This window comes from Nocardia coffeae, from assembly GCF_019890715.1.
Classification (GTDB): domain Bacteria; phylum Actinomycetota; class Actinomycetes; order Mycobacteriales; family Mycobacteriaceae; genus Nocardia; species Nocardia jiangxiensis.
Map to the genome: position 1 here is coordinate 120172 of NZ_JAINZY010000008.1, position 17309 is coordinate 137480.

15 protein-coding genes are annotated in these 17309 nt (G+C 68.0%); 3 read left to right on the top strand and 12 right to left on the bottom strand.

Annotation, left to right across the window (positions count from 1 at the left end):
• Positions 1 to 9: 9 nt before the first annotated feature.
• Entirely contained in the window at positions 10 to 423 is a 414-nt protein-coding gene (locus K7711_RS27215) for a response regulator (RefSeq protein WP_222972305.1), read from the bottom strand.
• Positions 424 to 1344: 921 nt separating this feature from the next.
• Here K7711_RS27215 and K7711_RS27220 point away from each other — a divergent pair.
• On the top strand, positions 1345 to 2154 hold the full coding sequence (locus K7711_RS27220) for an Rv1486c family protein (protein ID WP_222972306.1): 810 nt from the start codon (positions 1345 to 1347) through the stop codon (positions 2152 to 2154).
• A gap of 15 nt (positions 2155 to 2169) precedes the next feature.
• On the opposite strand, the gene K7711_RS27225 is transcribed toward K7711_RS27220, so the two are convergent.
• A complete protein-coding gene (locus K7711_RS27225; RefSeq protein ID WP_040824692.1) occupies positions 2170 to 2661 on the bottom strand; it encodes a pyridoxamine 5'-phosphate oxidase family protein in 492 nt (163 codons plus the stop codon).
• Between the two features lie 76 nt (positions 2662 to 2737).
• Between K7711_RS27225 and K7711_RS27230 the strand changes: the two genes are divergently transcribed.
• Entirely contained in the window at positions 2738 to 3532 is a 795-nt protein-coding gene (locus K7711_RS27230) for a S1 family peptidase (RefSeq protein ID WP_235747863.1), read from the top strand.
• A 9-nt stretch (positions 3533 to 3541) separates the two neighbouring features.
• Here the strand turns inward: K7711_RS27230 and K7711_RS27235 are convergent, their stop codons facing one another.
• The 10 genes from K7711_RS27235 to K7711_RS27280 form a co-directional block, all read right to left on the bottom strand.
• Entirely contained in the window at positions 3542 to 4297 is a 756-nt protein-coding gene (locus K7711_RS27235; protein ID WP_222972307.1) for a sulfite exporter TauE/SafE family protein, read from the bottom strand.
• Positions 4298 to 4881: 584 nt separating this feature from the next.
• Complete coding sequence (locus tag K7711_RS27240; RefSeq protein WP_222972308.1) at positions 4882 to 5925, bottom strand: ferrochelatase; 1044 nt, start codon at positions 5923 to 5925, stop codon at positions 4882 to 4884.
• Between the two features lie 14 nt (positions 5926 to 5939).
• Positions 5940 to 6776 carry an NADH-dependent enoyl-ACP reductase InhA gene (gene inhA / locus K7711_RS27245; protein WP_222972309.1) on the bottom strand — a complete coding sequence of 279 codons (837 nt, stop codon included), beginning with the start codon at positions 6774 to 6776 and terminating at the stop codon, positions 5940 to 5942.
• A 64-nt stretch (positions 6777 to 6840) separates the two neighbouring features.
• The gene (gene fabG1, locus K7711_RS27250) at positions 6841 to 7557 is read right to left on the bottom strand and encodes a 3-oxoacyl-ACP reductase FabG1 (protein WP_235747864.1); all 717 of its coding nucleotides are present in this window, start codon (positions 7555 to 7557) and stop codon (positions 6841 to 6843) included.
• A gap of 161 nt (positions 7558 to 7718) precedes the next feature.
• Positions 7719 to 7925, bottom strand: coding sequence for a hypothetical protein (locus K7711_RS27255; RefSeq protein WP_222972311.1), 207 nt, complete (start codon positions 7923 to 7925; stop codon positions 7719 to 7721).
• 202 nt (positions 7926 to 8127) lie between these two features.
• A complete protein-coding gene (locus tag K7711_RS27260; RefSeq protein WP_222972312.1) occupies positions 8128 to 9129 on the bottom strand; it encodes a VWA domain-containing protein in 1002 nt (333 codons plus the stop codon).
• Positions 9126 to 10094, bottom strand: coding sequence for a DUF58 domain-containing protein (locus K7711_RS27265; protein ID WP_222972313.1), 969 nt, complete (start codon positions 10092 to 10094; stop codon positions 9126 to 9128). The genes K7711_RS27260 and K7711_RS27265 overlap by 4 nt, the downstream gene beginning before the upstream one ends.
• A 29-nt stretch (positions 10095 to 10123) precedes the next feature.
• Complete coding sequence (locus K7711_RS27270; RefSeq protein WP_222972314.1) at positions 10124 to 11278, bottom strand: AAA family ATPase; 1155 nt, start codon at positions 11276 to 11278, stop codon at positions 10124 to 10126.
• 326 nt (positions 11279 to 11604) lie between these two features.
• Entirely contained in the window at positions 11605 to 13020 is a 1416-nt protein-coding gene (locus tag K7711_RS27275) for an NlpC/P60 family protein (RefSeq protein ID WP_308014968.1), read from the bottom strand.
• A gap of 505 nt (positions 13021 to 13525) precedes the next feature.
• On the bottom strand, positions 13526 to 14074 hold the full coding sequence (locus tag K7711_RS27280; protein WP_222972315.1) for an Rv1476 family membrane protein: 549 nt from the start codon (positions 14072 to 14074) through the stop codon (positions 13526 to 13528).
• Positions 14075 to 14368: 294 nt separating this feature from the next.
• Between K7711_RS27280 and acnA the strand changes: the two genes are divergently transcribed.
• Positions 14369 to 17167 carry an aconitate hydratase AcnA gene (gene acnA, locus K7711_RS27285; RefSeq protein WP_222972316.1) on the top strand — a complete coding sequence of 933 codons (2799 nt, stop codon included), beginning with the start codon at positions 14369 to 14371 and terminating at the stop codon, positions 17165 to 17167.
• The last annotated feature ends 142 nt before the right edge of the window (positions 17168 to 17309 follow it).

The following is a 17309-nucleotide window of genomic DNA, read 5'->3' on the forward strand; positions in this document are numbered from 1 at the left end:
CGTCGGAATCTACAGATCCACGTCGAAACAGTTCTCACCTGCGGCGACCCGACGTACATTCTCGAGCAGGTCGTCGAACAGGCCGGTCTTGAGCACCAGCCCCGCGCCGCCGGCCGCGATCACCCGGTCGCGCATGGCTCGGTCCGCGTCCCCGGTGAAGACCAGCACCCTGGCCGCCGGGGACACCTCGTGCAATCGCTCGATGGCGTCGATGCCGTTACCGTCGGGCAGCCGCCGGTCGAGCAGAATGACATCCGGGCGCATCCGGGCGGCCGCGGACAGGGTGGCCGCGACCGAGTTGGTCGTCTCGACCAGGTCGATGTCCTGGACGAGTTCGAACGCGGACTCGAGCGCCATCACCACCATCGGATGGTCCTCCGCCAGCAGCAGCCTCTTGGGACCGCCCGAGATGTCAGCCGACATGAGCGTTAGTCTATGCCGCCCCATTACCATCTCGGACCCGGTACGGCCAGGTGAGAGGCTCCCCTGCTGCGGGCAGTCCCGGTCGGACCGCTGCGGCGCGGGTATGAATACGACGAATCCTTTACCATCGGCGGCCGGCGGATGTGCGGATACCAGCGCACCGCCGGGCGGCCTGTGCGGGTTGTCGGACCTCGCCGACCACTCGCATCGCGGGCATGGATTCGCGCGCGATGTCGGCCCCCTGAACCCGCCGGGCGGCCTGCCCGATGTCCCCGGTGCCAAGGCGGCGATGCCACCTCTTCGCGCCACACATCGGCAGCAGCACCTCCGACGCGCGCATGCTCACCGCCTGGAATAGATCGATACAAGACATCTCGAGCACGTGCCGTCGGCGCACCGCATTCTGCACGACACGCCGCCTGCACAACCACGGGCTGTCCGACGATCGGTTCGATCACCCGCACCCGGGCCGCGAGATCGCGTGCGGCACCGGCCGATTCGTCCGTCATGTCCGGCATGTTCTTTCCGTGCACACCGGCCGTCTCGAACAGCATGCCGCGCCTGTGTCGCGGTGTCGCCCCGATCGCGATCATCTCGCACAGCGAGAAGTTCAACGGCGGCAACGACATTCGCCGATCCGGGGTGCGGCCGCCGGAGTGCCCGGCAGAAGCCGGGATCCGCGCCTCGGTGTGCGGCAGGGCCGGGACATCACGTTCTGTGGTACGAACCCCCGCATATCGCGCAGCCGGCTCACGCACGGCACGGCGACGCCACGCCACCGCGCGCAGGTCCTCGACGAGTATGTACAACCGATCGGTGCGATCCATGGCCTCCCCCTGACAATCGGATGTCACGCACAATAGCGGGCCGGACCGACAGGCACGGGCGGCTCACAAGCAACGGCGCAGTTATGCTCGAAACATGTGTTCTCCCAGTGCCACGCTGACGGCGTGGGCCGGCGCGTGGCTGGCCGGTCGCAGCGCGCCCGACGACGTGCTGGACTCCTTGCACGCCTGGGCGCCCCGCCAGCTGGTCGCCGCCGGAGATCCGGTCACCGGCGGCCACACCGGGCTGCCGTGGCCCGGCGGCGAGTCCCTGGAGGGCGGCGGCGCCGGAATAATGTTGCTGCTCAAGCTGATTCGTGAGGAGTCCGGAGATCCGCAGGCTCGGTTGCGGCTGATGCTGCCGGTCCCCGGGGATGTCCGGGGGCTGCCGACCGGCAGTGAATTCGCCGCGGCGGCCCTCGAGGCGGAGGAAGGGATCCTGGTCGGCGTGCCCGGCGACCACGGGATGGGACTGGTGCCGGAGTGGGTGGACGAGGACACCCTGCAGTGGACCGTCTACCGCACGCCCGTTCCGCAGATCGTGGAGCAGGACATGCCCCTCGGCGAGGCCGAATACGCCATCCGCCAAGCTGTCCGCGACGCCGCGGACGCACTGGCGCGCCTGCAGACCACCGAGGTGAACTCCGGCGGCCCCGATCCGCGCGAACTCATCGAGGACGAACTGGCCGAATACTCCCGCCACGAATATCCCGATTCGATCCCGCTGCGCGCCCGGCGCATCCTCGACACCGCCGACCACGTGGCGGCCATCCTGACCGTGGCGCAGCACGAACCTGCCTCGGCGCCCAGTTCGGCCAGCGCGATGGCCGCCCAGGAGACCCTGCTGCGCCCGCTGTGGAACGCCATCCGCGCCGCGCGCCTGGCCGCCATCCACGCGACCGCGTGAGGTCGGCGCCGGGTCTCAGTGTTTGACCACGGCCCGCTCGGGCTCGCCGGGCTTCCAGATCACCACCTCCATATGCCCGTCGCCGACCAGTACGGCCGAGGCGCCGGTGATGTCGGCGGCGAAGAACGGCTCGAGCTTCTCGCCGCGTAGATCGAATCCCGTGTCCTCGTACAGCGATTCGGCCCAGCGGCGCTGTAGTTCGGCATCGGGCACCTCGCGCACGGTGCCGAACAGTTTCGCGTCGCCGTCGCCGACCTGCGGGTCGACGGTGGCCGTGTGCAGGCAGAACCGCGGGTCGCGCCGCAGGTCCTGGAATTTCGTGGTGCCCGGCATGCCCACCAGCCACAACTCCCCCTCGAAGATCCGCGGTTCCAAGGGGCTGATCCGCGGATATCCGTCCGAGCGGGTGGTCGCCAGCAGGCACAGATTCCCGGCGGCGGCGTGGCGGCGCCGGAACACCTCCGAGATGCGCGGAGATGCCTCGGTGAACTCGGTCCAGATGCTCATGGCGCCAACGGTAGCCCCGCCCACCGACACATCCGCCGCATCCGGTCCCGCCCGGCACTCGGAGCATTCTGATTGAATGGACCAGGTTCCTTTTTCGGCAGATATCGAGGTCGCGTCCATGCATTTCCTCCGCAACGCCGCCATGGTCCTGGCGATCGCGGCAGCCGGTACCGCCGTCTGCGCGACGCCACCGGCCTCGGCCGTGGTCGGCGGCACGGAGGTGTCCGCCACCGCCTACCCCTGGCTCGGTGCGATCGGATCCCCCGCCTTTCCCCTGCGTCCCGGCGGCCAGTTCTGCGCCGGCGCGCTCATCGCCCCGGACAAGGTGCTCACCGCGGCGCACTGCGTGGTCTTCGCCGAGCCCGTCCCGCACGCGCTGACGGTCACCTTCGGCCGCGCCGACCTGACCCGTCGGGACGGAACCTCCGTGGGCGTCAAGGCGATCGGCGTCGATCCCGGGTTCCGCATCTCGACCTTCGACGGCGACCTGAGTTACCACCACGACGTCGCAGTCCTGACCTTGCAGACCAAGCTCACGCTCCCGACGGTCCGGGTCGTGACGCCGCGCGGCAGCACCGGCACGGTCGTGGGCTGGGGCGCGACCTCCGGCGCCGACGACTCGAACGTGCGTCTGCGCACGGTCACCGTGCCGTTGGCTCCCGCCGCCTCCTGCGCGGCCGCCTACGGTGCCGAATTCGACTCGGCCCGCGACTTCTGCGCCGGATCGACCACCGCCGATACCGCCGAATTCGACTCCGGCGGACCACTTCTCGTCGACGGCGCGGTCGCCGGGATCACTTCCTGGGGTAAGGGTGTCGCACAAGCCGGTTTCCCGGGCATCTACGCCGGGATCCCGTCGATCGGCAGGTGAATCCCGCTGCTAGAGCGCGAATTTCACGGCCATGGCGATACCGCAGGTCGCCGCGATCACTCGTAGCGCGTTACTGGGCAGCCTGCGCGCGAAGGCCGGACCCACCCAGCCACCGAGCAGGAAGCCCAGCCCCAGCGGTATCACCGCGGCCCAGTGCACCGGACCGAAGATCGCGAATCCCACTGCCGCGGTACCGTTCGCGCACATGCCGACGGTGTTCTTCACCGCGTTGACCTGCTGTGGCGTCCATCCCGGGAACATGGCGGTGAGAATCGCCAGGATGAGGATGCCGCCGGCGGCGCCGAAGTATCCGGCGTAGATCGCCGCGCCGAACAGCAGGATCCGCAGTCCGCGCTCGCGCCACCGCCGATCCGCACCGTCGTAGGCCGCCCGCAGGCGGGCCAGCCGCGGTTGGGCGAGCAGGAACACCGACGCACCGCCGATCAGGAACGGCACCACGACCTGGAACGAGGACGCCGGCGCGAGCAGCAGCGTGATCGCGCCCACGGTTCCGCCCGCCGCGGCCAGCAGACCCAGTCGCAACACCACTGCGCCCCGGCCCGCGAGCTCCGAGCGCGAACCCGCGGTCGAGCCCAGCCCGGTGAACACCAGCGCGACGGTGTTGGTGACATTCGCCGCGACCGGCGGCAGCCCCAATGCCAGCAGCGCCGGGAACGATACGAGCGAGGCCAGACTCACCAGAACGCTGACCAGGCCCGCGACGAAACCGACACCCAGCAGCTCGAGCGCCTGCCATGGACCCACCGGCGCCCACCATCCTCTTCCACTCCGGACCACCGTTCACCGATCACCCGCGCGGCCCGAATCGCCAGGATGACGCAACCATTCAAACATCCCATGAATACCGGCGCACAGGCAATATCGGCGGGCGGGCAGCGCCGTCCCGCGTCTGCGAGTACCACGAGGATCGATCGAGCCCGTGGCACAACGGTATTCGAGTAGTGACCTACTCGGGTCCGCGGCCCCGGACCCGACATACGCTTTCAGCAACATCAGAGTTCGACAGCAGCACAACAGAGTTCACCAAGGTTCGACTGCACTGTCGAGAAGGTCCACGCCGACGATGTCGGTGTGCGCAAGGTCAACGTGAACGACAAGGTCAAGGTAAGCAACGTCAAGTTCGCGATTCGACGCGCAAGCGCCGGCGAAGTAACGACGTCACCGAATCGACCTCGGACGGGATGATCCGGTACGCGGCGGGCACAACGCCCGCGCAGCGTCCCGGAAGGTGAGAACCGAATCCCACCCGTGGCGCCGGTGCGGCTCGACTTCCGGCCGGGTGGCCTGTCGAGTACGCGCACGGCCGGGCCGAGCGCCCGACCCGCGCGCTATCGCGTACGGCGCGGCGGCTCGCAACAGCCGACGGCGCACGGCGCACCGTTCAGGGTGCAGCCGTAACCCGGAACCGTGCCCAGACGACGTGGGGCCACGTCGGTGAGGTGTTCCTCGACGAGTTCGGCGATCAGCCGGGCGAAGCGTGGATCCGTTCCCGGAGTAGCCGCGCGCGCGAAGGCCATGTCGAGTTCACCGGCCTTCTGGTGCGCCTCGTTGTCCAGGTCCCAGACCACCTCCAGGTGGTCCGAGACGAACCCGACCGGGCACAGGACGACCGCGTCGACGCCGGTGGCCGAAAGTTCGTCCAGGTGGTCGACGATGTCGGGTTCGAGCCACGGTACCTGCGGCGGGCCCGAACGGGACTGCCACACCACGTCGTACTCGGCGAATCCTGTTGCCGCCGCGCATAACCGGGCCGCCTCGGCGACCTGGCGACTGTAGAGTTTCCCGCCCTCGTCCGGCGGTCCGGCCGAGACGTCCGCGGACACGGGAATCGAATGTGCGGTGAACACCAGCCGGGCGCCCTCGCGCCGGCCCGCCGGAATGTCCTGCAGCGCAGCGCGAATCGCATCCGCGAAGGATTCGATCAGCAGCGGGTGATCGAAGTACTGGCGCAACTTCACCAGTTCCGGTGCGTCCGCGACCGCTTCGCGGGCGCGCAGAATGTCCTCGTCGTACTGACGGCATCCCGAGTAGCCGCCCCACGCCGACGTCGGGAAGACCAACGCACTGCGCACACCGTCCGCCCGCATCCGCTCCACCGTGTCCTGCGCCATCGGATGCCAGTTCCGATTGCCGAAGTACACCGGCAGATCGATACCGCGCGTGGCGAATTCGGCCTCGAGCGCCACGATGACGTCACGGTTGAGCGCATTGATCGGCGACACACCGCCGAAATGCAGATAGTGCTGCGCGACCTCCTCGAGCCGTTCGCGCGGCACGCCCCGGCCCCGAGTGACGTTCTCCAGGAACGGCATCACGTCCTCGGGACGTTCGGGACCACCGAAGGACAGCAGCAGAACCGCGTCGAATCCCATAGCGGCGACGGGACTCAGTTCCCGGAGAAGTTCTCGGGGAACCAGGTGTTGTGGCTCGCGCCGCCGTCGACGTAGATGATCGACCCGGTGGTGCCGGGCAGCCAGTCCGACAGCAGGGTCACGATCGAGCGGGCCACCACGGTCGGGTCGTCCACGTTCCAGCCGATCGGCGACGCGCCGTCCCAGTAGGTGTTGAGCATGTTGAGCTGCTTGGCGTCGTCGGTCGCGGTACCGGCGATGGCCTTGGCCGCGAGGGTCTTGATCGGACCCGCGGCGATCAGGTTGGAGCGGACCCGCTTGGCCTCGCCCACCTCACGCGCGACGTACCGGTTCACCGATTCCAGCGCGGCCTTGGCCACGCCCATCCAGTTGTAGTACGGCATCGCGGTGCGCGGATCGAAGTCCATGCCCACGATCGAACCGCCCTCGTTCATCGCGGGCAGCACCGCGCGCGCCAGCGAGGCATAGCTCCAGGCCGAGATCTCGAACGCCTTGGCCGCGTCCGAGCCGGGGCCGTTCAGGAACGGCAGCGCCTCCGGGCCCATCAGGGTGCGCGGGGCGAAGGCGATCGAGTGCAGCACGCCGTCCACGCCTTCGGGTGCGTGCTCACGGATCCGGTCGGCCAGACCCGCGAGATCCTCCTCGCTGGTCACATCCAGCCCGATCGCCGGGGGAACCTCCTGCGGCAGCCGCTTGGCGATCCGGTCGATCAGCCGCAGCCGCTCCGGAATGCCCGTGATGATCACCTTCGCGCCCTGCTCCTGCGCGACCGCGGCCGCGTGGAACGCGATCGACGAATCGGTGATGATCCCGGTGATCAGTACGGTCTTGCCGTCGAGCAATCCGCCCATGAGTTGTCGGTTCTCCTCGTTGAAAGTCTGCGTGGGTATGACGGTGTAGCGGGTTCGGGCGAGCTCAGTGGCCCATGCCCAGGCCGCCGTCGACCGGGATGATCGCGCCGGAGATGTAGGAGGCGTCGTCGGAGGCCAGGAAGCTGATCGTCGCGGCGACCTCCTCGGGGGCGCCGATGCGTCCGGCCGGGATCGCCTTGAGGGCGATTTCCTTCATGTCGTCGGTCATGTCCTCGCGGGTCATGTCGGTGTCGATGAAACCGGGCGCCACGACGTTGGCGGTGATGTTGCGCGAGCCGATCTCGCGGGTGATCGCGCGGGCCATGCCGACCAGGCCGGACTTCGCCGCGGCGTAGTTCACCTGTCCGGCCATGCCCATCTGGCCCACCACCGAGCCGAGGAACACGATCCGGCCCCAGCGCGCCCGCAGCATCGCGCGGTTGGCCCGCTTGGCCACCCGCCACGCACCGGTCAGGTTCGCGTCGATGACTCGGGAGAACTGCTCCTCGCTCATCCGCATCAGCAGCGTGTTGTCCACGATGCCCGCGTTGGCGACCAACACCTCCACCGCACCCTGATGCGCCTCGACCTCGCCGAATGCGCGATCGATCGATTCCGCGTCCGTCACATCGCATTTCACGCCGAACAGCCCGTCCGGCACTCCCGAACCACGATGGGTGACCGCGACCTTGTGTCCGTCCGCAGCGAGCCGCTGCGCGACCGCGAGTCCGATGCCGCGATTGCCACCGGTGACGAGTACCGACCTGGAAGTTGTAGGCATAGAGGCAAACTTAACGCGTCGGTCGGCCATTGCCTACCTCGGGGCCGTGGTGCGGCCTCACCAGGCCACGGCGGCACGGCCACTCGGCCGCCGATACGTCGGCGACCGGCCCGTGCTGGTCACGAACCGGTCGCCGACGAGGTGACGATGCCATTCAGGAATCAGACCCGATTGGTCGTCCACACTGAACCGTCGTCCTTACAGTACAGTCCACCCTGATTCTGAGCGTTGTACTTGCCGCTGTTCACGGCCTGCTCGCAGGCAGCCTTGCTCGGCTCTTGCCCGATCTGAGAATCCGCCGACGCGACGCCGGCTCCGAGGATGGTCGTCGCACCGACCATGGCGACCACAGTCAGAAATTTCTTCATCTGTTCCCCTCCCATACAGCGCGCCGACCCGGGCACGCATCCATCGAGTAGTGGGGCGAGGCCACAGGATTGGAAGTCGAACCCCTCCCCGTGACGAAGGCTAGCACGCGCACAGACCACTGTCCACGTCCTCGGAGGCGGCAGAACAGCCTCCGCCACAACGGATTTCATCCGATCCCGACGAAAGAAACACCCACCCGGATCAGGGCAGTCGCTGGCGGTACACCAGACCCGTCACGACACCGGCCGCGCTGATCAGCAGGCCCAGCAGCAGCCACGGCCGGCTGGCATCGCCGACGACCGTTTCGTAGCCGATCTGACTCTGCAGCTTGTCGTACGCGTTGTTGAGTTCCTGCAGCGACGTCGCGGTGAAGAACTGTCCGGCGGACAGGTCGGCGACCTTGTGCAGCGCGTCGTCGTCGACGGGCACCGGCTGGCCCTTCGAACCGCCCGAGCCGTCCGGGATGTCGACCACGCCCCACTGGGTGCCGAAGGAGATCGTCGAGATCGGCACGCCCTTCTGCTTGGCCAGTCGCGCGGCCACGAACTCGTGCCGCGGATTGTCGATATCGTCCGCATCCGGCACGGTCTGCTTACCGTCGGACATCAGCACGATGCGCGCGGGCGGCGGTGAGGACGCGCCGCCGAGCACCGTGGCCAGGGTGTCGATCGCGCTGAGGCTGGTGAAGATGCCCTCGCCGGTCGCGGTCCGCTCGGCGAGCTGCAGATTGTTCACCGCCGCCTTGACCGTGTCGTGGTTGGTGGTCGGATTGACCAGCAGCGAGGCGGTACCGGCGAAACTGACCAGCCCGAGATTGATGCCGTGCGGCATCGAATCGATGAACCGGCCCGCGGCCTCCTTCGCCGCCTGGATGCGGCTGGGCTTGACGTCGGTGGCTTCCATCGACAGCGAGACGTCGATGGCCAGCACCACGGTGGCGCGGTTGCGCGGCACCTTCTTGGCCATGGTCGGACCGGCCGCCGCGACCGTCAGCAGGACGAGCCCGGCGAGCATGAGCGCTACCGGGGCGTGCCGCCACGCGCTGGGCCCCTTCGGGCTCACGCCCTCGAGCAGCTCCATGTTCGCGAAGCGGAGCATGTGCCGCTTGCGGCGGCGCTGGACTGCCACGTACAACAGCGCGATCAGCGCGATGACGATCAGGAACAGCAGCCAGATCGACGCGGTGAAGTGCGAAATACTCACTGAAGAGGTACCTGCCCGGTCGGGGCGCCGAAGGTGTGGCGCCGGGTGGACACGAACCGGACGACGTCCGAGATCCAGTCACGGTCGGTGCGTAAGTGCATCACCGGCGCACCGCAACCGCGTAACTCGGCGTCCACCTGCTGACGATGCAGCTGCGCGGCTCGCGTGAAATCGGCTCGCAGCGTAGGGGTTACGGTGAACTCGCGGGTATGGCCGGTCTCCGGATCGTGCAGCACGACATCGCCGACGACGGGCAGATCCAGATCCAGCGGATCGAGCACCTCCACCGCGAGCAGATCGTGCCGGCCCGAGACCGCGCGCAGCGACCGCTCCCAGTCCAGGTCCCCGAGGAAGTCCGAGATCACCACGGCCAGACCGCGTTTGCGCTGCGGGCGACGCAGCGATTCGATCGCGCCGCGCAGATCTCCGCGCACGCCGTCCGCGGCGCGCGGTGTGGTGGCGATCTTGCGCAACATCGCCTGCGCGTGCATCCGTCCGCTGCGGGCGGGCAGGCGCACCAGACGATCGCCGGTGGCCACGACCGCACCGATCCGATTACCGCCACCGCTGGTCAGATGGGTGATCGCGGCGGCCGCCGCGATCACCAGATCACGTTTCTGGCAGCCGGCGGTGCCGAAATCCAGACTGGCGGACAGGTCGATCACCAGCCAGGTCTCGAGTTCACGGTCCGCGATCATCTGCCGCACGTGCGGGTGGGTGGTGCGAGCGGTCACCGACCAATCCATCTGGCGCACATCGTCACCCGGCTGATAGAGCCGGGCATCGCCGGGCTCCGAGCCGGGACCCGGAATCAGGCCGAGGTGGTCACCGTGCAGCACACCATCCAGGCGACGCCGCACGGTCAGTTCGAGCGTTTTCAATGCCGCGGCCAACCGCGGATCGCGCAGGTCCCCACCCCGGAAGGAGGGCGGGGCGTGCGAGGGAGTGTTCGACGAAATAGTCACCGGCGCAACCGAATCCTGCACCCCGCGCCTCACTGACGGTGCGACTGGCCGTTCGGCACCGACGGAGCGGGCGGCTGCGGAACCGCCTGCTGCGGTCCGGGAGCACCTCCGTGCGGAGCCGACGGCGGCATCGGCGCGGCCGGAGCTGCGGCCGGGACCGGGGCGGGCGCGTTGGCCTGGGCAGCGACCTGCGGCAGGCCGACGGTCTGCAGCACCCGGCGAATCACGTCGTCGGGGCTGACCTCGTCGGCGAGCGCGTCGTAGGACAGCACCAGGCGGTGGCGCAGTACGTCCGGGATCACCTCGACGACGTCCTGCGGCACGACGTAGTCACGGCCGCGGATCAGCGCGACCGCGCGGGCCGCGGCGATGATGCCCAGGCTGGCACGCGGCGAGGCGCCGTAGGCGACCCAGCCCGCGACGTCGTCGAGCCCGAACTCGGCCGGGTTGCGGGTCGCGGCGATCACCCGCACGACGTAGTCGACCAGCGCGTGGTGCACGAAGGTGGTGGCGGCCAGCTTCTGCAGCCGGATCAGCTCCTCCGGGTGCAGGACGTTCTTGGGCTCGGGCGGGGTGACGCCCATCCGGTAGATGATCTCGCGCTCCTCCTCCACCGAGGGGTAGTCGACGATCACCTTGAACAGGAACCGGTCCCGCTGCGCCTCGGGCAGCGGGTACACGCCCTCGCTCTCGATCGGGTTCTGCGTGGCCATGACCAGGAACGGGTCGGGCATCGGGTAGGTCTTGCCGCCGATGGACACGTGCCGCTCGGCCATCACCTCGAGCAGCGCCGACTGCACCTTGGCCGGAGCGCGGTTGATCTCGTCCGCGAGCACGAAATTCGCGACGACCGGGCCCAGTTCGGTATCGAACTCCTCCCGGCCCTGCCGGTAGATGCGGGTACCGACCAGGTCGGTGGGCACCAGGTCGGGGGTGAACTGCACGCGCGAGAAGCTACCGCCGACGACCTTGGCGAACGTCTCCACCGCCAGGGTCTTCGCGATACCGGGAACGCCTTCCAGCAGCACGTGACCACGAGCCAGCACGCCGACGAGCAGCCGCTCCACCAGCCGGTCCTGGCCGACGATGACCCGCTTCACCTCGTAGATCGCCTTCTCCAGGGTCTGGACATCGCGCTCGAGGGTGTTCGGCGCCGGCTCGGGCGTATCCTTCACCGAATCCATTGCGCCTGCACCATCAGTCGAAGTCACCAAACTCCCCGCTTTCGCATTGGTCTTTGTGCGTGCTGCCACAACTATTCCAGGTTCCGGCCCATGGTGCCGCAACCGGGCTGCGTGTTGTCACCGGGCCTACCTGCGGACGCTCGCCGCCCACCGGACGGTTTTCCGGGCCGCGCTCCGCATGGTTTCACCCGCGGCCACACCTTGCCCGACACCGTACGCGCCGACCGGCCCGATCATTGCGTCAACCGCACACCTGGGTGGAGCCATCGCATGCGGCAACGGTTCGGACGCCGGCCACAGCAGCGGCCCCGGCGCTCGGGAGATCCTCAGGACAGGAGGCGTATCGCGTTCGGCATGATCCCGCTCGTGCGCACGGCGGTAACCCGCACCACCTCACCGGATTCCGGCGCCTCGATCATCTTGCCGTTGCCCAGATACAGCGCCACGTGCTCACTGCCGTTCCGTCCCCAGAACAGCATGTCGCCGCGTTCCCGCTGTGCCACAGGCACTTTGGTGCCCATCTGATATTGGTAGCCGCTGTAGTGCGGCAGGGAGATGCCGACGCCCGCGAACGCGTAGACCATCAGGCCCGAGCAGTCGAAACCGGTCTTCTTGTAGTCGCCGTACCTGTCCGCGACACCGCCGTCGCGGATGCCCTTGGTGGGTCCGTCCTCGTTGCCGCCGCCCCAGGCGTAGATGACGCCGAGCTGGGACATCGCGCGGTCGACCACCATCTCGATCAGCTCCGCGGGCGTCCCGTCCGGACGAGACGGCGCACTGGGCATGGATTTGTGCGGTGGCGGATCGTCGTCGAGCTGGGTGTGCGGACGTTTGCCGTCGCCAAGTTGTTCCGCGCGCTCACGCGCTGCCGCATCCGACGCCGCACGCACCGCCGCGCTGGCGGCCGCGGCGGCCGCGGCGAGTTCCTCGATCCGGCGCTGCCGGTCCCACTCCTCATAGGCCGCGCGCTCGCCCTGCAGGCCCGACACCTGCTGTCGCGCCGCGTCCAGGCGCTGCTGAGCCACGTCCTGCTGTTTCAGCAACGCGTCGCGCTGGGCGGTCTGCTCGTTCACCGCCGACTCGGCGGCGCTCACCGCGCTCTGCGCCTGGGTCTTCTTCGCCTCCGCGGTGGCCGCGGCGGCGTCGGCGGTCTGCTTGGCCCGGCGCGCGGCCGAATCGGCGTTGGCGCGCTCGATCTGCGCGCGCCGCATGCCGTTCAGGGCGGCGTCCTGCGATGTCGAGGCCACGCTCAACAATTGTGCTCGCTCCAGGGACCGAGCCGGACTGCCGCCGGACAGGTAATTGACCATCGAATCCGAACCGGGGCTCATATATGCCTGTTCGGCGAACTTGTCGAAACTGATGCGGGCCTGATCGACCGCCGTCCCCGAGGCCACGAGCGCGCGCTGCGTTCCGGCGACCGCCGACGCGGCCGCATCTGCCTGTTCCCGAGCCGACTGCAGATCCACCAGCGCCTTGTTCACCGCCTCGCGCTTCTGCGCGACGACCGAGTCCAGCTGCTGGATCTGCTGCCCGACCGCGGCCACATCGTTGATCAGCGCGCCGACCTGGTTGACCCCGTTGGTCACCTGGGCCCCGGCCGCGGCGATGTCGTTGTCGCTCGGGTTGGGTGGAGGCGGTGGCACCGCTCCCGCGACCGGCGTCACCACGATCACCGTGGCGACGCACACCAGCAATCCCAGAGCGATCCTGAACGACCCCCCTCGTGTTGTCCCGGCCACGCGCACCCACCTCCCTGGATCCACACCGCGTTCCCGGGTAGCGAAGCGTCACCGGGACCTTCACGTGGGGTGATAGGCATAGACAATCACCCCACGAGTATCAGCGACACCCCTGCTCATCAACGGTCGCTGTATACCCTTGTGACACTTCTTCCCCAAGAGTGTCATTCGAAACCGTACGACACATACGTCTCGGAGAGAACACACACGACGTAATCACATTCGCGTAATTTGGCGATTGCTTGCAGATAACTGGAAGGTGGACAGCAATCCCCCGGACAAAACCGACCGTTCGCCCGATTTCTCCCGAAAACGGCGAGTTCAGGTACGTGCCGTCACAGCGCCGGGCGCGTCTTCCAGCGACATGCCGTTCCGGCTCGGCAGCCCGGAGCCGGTACATCCACGCCCGAACCGGGCGGAACAACGAATGTCGTCACTGCGACGAGCGACCAGAACGGAGGATCTTCCGCGGCCGACGACGCCGATCCGGACTACCTCGACCGGCTCAGTGAACCGGATCGCCCGCGGCATGCTCCGGCACGACCTGTGACCGACGGCGCTTGACCAGATACAACCCGCCGGTCACCACCAGAAGGCCCAGCAACAGCACGTAGGTGAACACCGGCCACGAGACCAGACCGTTCGTCTCGAGGCTCTGCACGAAGGCGCGCGTCGCCTCGACGCTGTGCCCGCCGTGCCGGTTCTTGGCGATGTCCTCGGCCTTCTCCAGGCGGTAGCGGCTGTAGGTGTCGCTGTAGGTTCCCGCCCAGTCGTCGCTGAGCACCAGGACCGTGCCGTGCTCGGACTTGCCGACCACGGTGGCCAGGTCGCGCAGACTCGAATCCGGCGACGGATTTCCCGGGACAACCACCACAGTCAGCGGAATCCCCTGATCCCGGGTATCGGCGACCACGGACTCCAGATCCGAGGGATCGTCACCCTTGGGAACGGAGACGTGATCCGCGGCCAACTGCGCGAGGATGGTGTGCACATCGACCTCGGGCGGAATCTCCGCGGCCCTGGGGGTACCAACCGAGGCAAAGGTGACGGTCATCTTCCATCCGGTCTCGTCGAGTCGCCAACCGGGGCGACTGGCTTCCAAACACATGTCACATGATTCGCGCCGCGGGGGCACGAGAAGCGAGGCTGCGCCGAAACGCATGGATGCACAGTACGCGACCGGTGCATGATGTTTGCGGGCACGCCGCGCGGTGCGCCCCCGCATGTTTCACAGGACAAGCGTACTGTTAGCCTAGGCAGCATGAGGGCGCACAGCTATCGGCCCTCGACCGGAGCCGTCGGCACAGCCCCGCCGACGGCCACCTCACCGACGAGTGGAGCTGAACGTATGACGACCATCGATACATTCGGCGCAAAGGGCACCCTCGAGGTCGGAGATCGGTCGTATGAGATCTTCCGCCTCTCCGCCGTGCCCGGCACCGAAAAACTCCCCTACGCACTGAAAGTCCTCGCCGAGAACCTGCTCCGCACCGAGGACGGCGCCAACATCACCGCGGATCACATTCGGGCCATTGCCGATTGGGATCCCTCCGCGCAGCCGAACACCGAAATCCAGTTCACCCCCGCGCGAGTGATCATGCAGGACTTCACCGGCGTGCCCTGCATCGTCGACCTCGCCACCATGCGCGAAGCCGTCACCGCCCTCGGCGGCGACCCGAGCAAGGTCAACCCGCTCTCCCCCGCCGACATGGTCATCGACCACTCGGTCATCCTCGACATCTTCGGCACCGCCGACGCGCTCGAGCGCAACGTCGACCTCGAGTACCAGCGCAACGGCGAGCGCTACCAGTTCCTGCGCTGGGGCCAGGGCGCCTTCGACGACTTCAAGGTCGTCCCGCCGGGCGTCGGCATCGTGCACCAGGTCAACATCGAGTACCTGGCCCCCACCGTCATGGTCCGTAACGGCCAGGCATACCCGGACACCTGCGTCGGCACCGACTCGCACACCACGATGGTCAACGGCCTGGGCGTGCTGGGCTGGGGCGTCGGCGGCATCGAGGCCGAGGCGGCCATGCTGGGCCAGCCCGTTTCGATGCTGATCCCGCGCGTGGTCGGCTTCAAACTCACCGGTGAGATCCAGCCCGGCGTCACCGCCACCGACGTGGTGCTCACCGTCACCGACATGCTGCGCAAGCACGGCGTGGTCGGCAAGTTTGTCGAGTTCTACGGCAAGGGCGTGGCCGAGGTGCCCCTCGCGAACCGCGCCACCCTGGGCAACATGAGCCCCGAATTCGGTTCCACCGCAGCGATTTTCCCGATCGACGCGGAGACCATCAACTACCTGCGCCTGACCGGCCGCACCGACGAGCAGCTCGCGCTGGTCGAGGCGTACGCCAAGGAACAGGGCCTGTGGCACGACGCGGACAACGAGCCCGCGTACTCGGAGTACCTGGAACTGGACCTGGGCACCGTGGTGCCGTCCATCGCCGGCCCGAAGCGCCCGCAGGACCGAATCCTGTTGTCGGACTCCAAGGTTGCCTTCCGCAAGGACATCCACAACTACACCGACGACCCCGAGGCCGCCCCGCACTCCAAGCTGGACGAGGCCATCGAGGAGTCGTTCCCGGCCAGCGATCCGGCCGAGCTGAGCTTCGCCGACGACGGCGCGGTCATCCCGAATGCCTCCAACGGCAACACCGGCCGCCCGTCCAAGCCGGTCAGGGTCTCCGATCCCGAGCGCGGTGACTTCGTGCTCGACCACGGGGCCGTGGTGGTCGCGGGCATCACCTCCTGCACCAACACCTCGAACCCGTCGGTCATGATCGGCGCCGCGCTGCTGGCGCGCAACGCGGTCGAGAAGGGCCTGGCCTCCAAGCCGTGGGTCAAGACCAACATGGCCCCGGGCTCGCAGGTGGTCGCCGACTACTACGAGAAGGCCGGCCTCTGGCCGTACCTGGAGAAGCTGGGCTTCTACGTGGGCGGTTTCGGCTGCACCACCTGTATCGGCAACACCGGCCCGCTGCCGGAGGAGATCTCCAAGGCGGTCAACGACAACGACCTGTCGGTCACCGCGGTGCTCTCGGGCAACCGCAACTTCGAGGGCCGCATCTCCCCCGACGTGAAGATGAACTACCTGGCCTCCCCGCCGCTGGTCATCGCGTACGCCCTGGCGGGCACCATGGACTTCGACTTCGAGGTCGACGCGCTGGGCAAGGACACCGACGGCAACGACGTCTTCCTGAAGGACATCTGGCCCTCGCCCCAGGAGATCGACGACACCATCAAGTCGGCGATCAGCCGGGACATGTTCACCAAGTCCTACGCCACCGTCTTCGAGGGCGATGAGCGCTGGAAGGGTCTGAACACCCCCGAGGGCGACACCTTCGCCTGGGACGAGAACTCGACCTACGTCCGCAAGGCCCCGTATTTCGAGGGCATGTCGATGACCCCGGCCCCGGTCGAGGACATCACCGGCGCGCGCGTGCTGGCGCTGCTGGGCGACTCGGTGACCACCGACCACATCTCCCCGGCCGGTCCGATCAAGCCGGGCACCCCGGCCGCGCAGTACCTGGACGCGCACGGCGTGGAGCGCAAGGACTACAACTCGCTGGGTTCGCGGCGCGGCAACCACGAGGTGATGATCCGCGGTACCTTCGCGAACATCCGCCTGCGCAACCAGCTGCTGGACGACGTCTCGGGCGGTTACACCCGCGACTTCACCCAGGACGGTGGCCCGCAGGCGTTCATCTACGACGCCTCGCAGAACTACCAGGCCGCGGGCATCCCGCTGGTCGTGCTGGGCGGCAAGGAGTACGGTTCGGGGTCCTCGCGTGACTGGGCCGCCAAGGGCACCCGCCTGCTGGGTGTGCGTGCGGTCATCACCGAGTCGTTCGAGCGCATCCACCGCTCGAACCTGATCGGCATGGGCGTCATCCCGCTGCAGTTCCCGGCCGGCGAGTCGGCCGCGTCGTTGAAGCTGGACGGCACCGAGACCTTCGACATCGAGGGGATCACCCAGCTGAACGAGGGCAAGACGCCGAAGACCCTGAAGGTGACCGCCGCCAAGGAGAACGGCGACAAGGTCACCTTCGACGCGGTCGTGCGCATCGACACCCCCGGTGAGGCGGACTACTACCGCAACGGCGGCATCCTGCAGTTCGTCCTGCGCAACATGATCAACGCGTAGGACCTCCCGAGGCTCGTCGTTCGACGGTCGAGACCCGTGTTTCGACCGTCGAACGACGGGCCGGTCGCCACCCGCTGGTACGACTCGCTTCCCAACGGGGTTGGGCGGGTGCACATCTCATCGGCAGATGCACCCGCTCCGA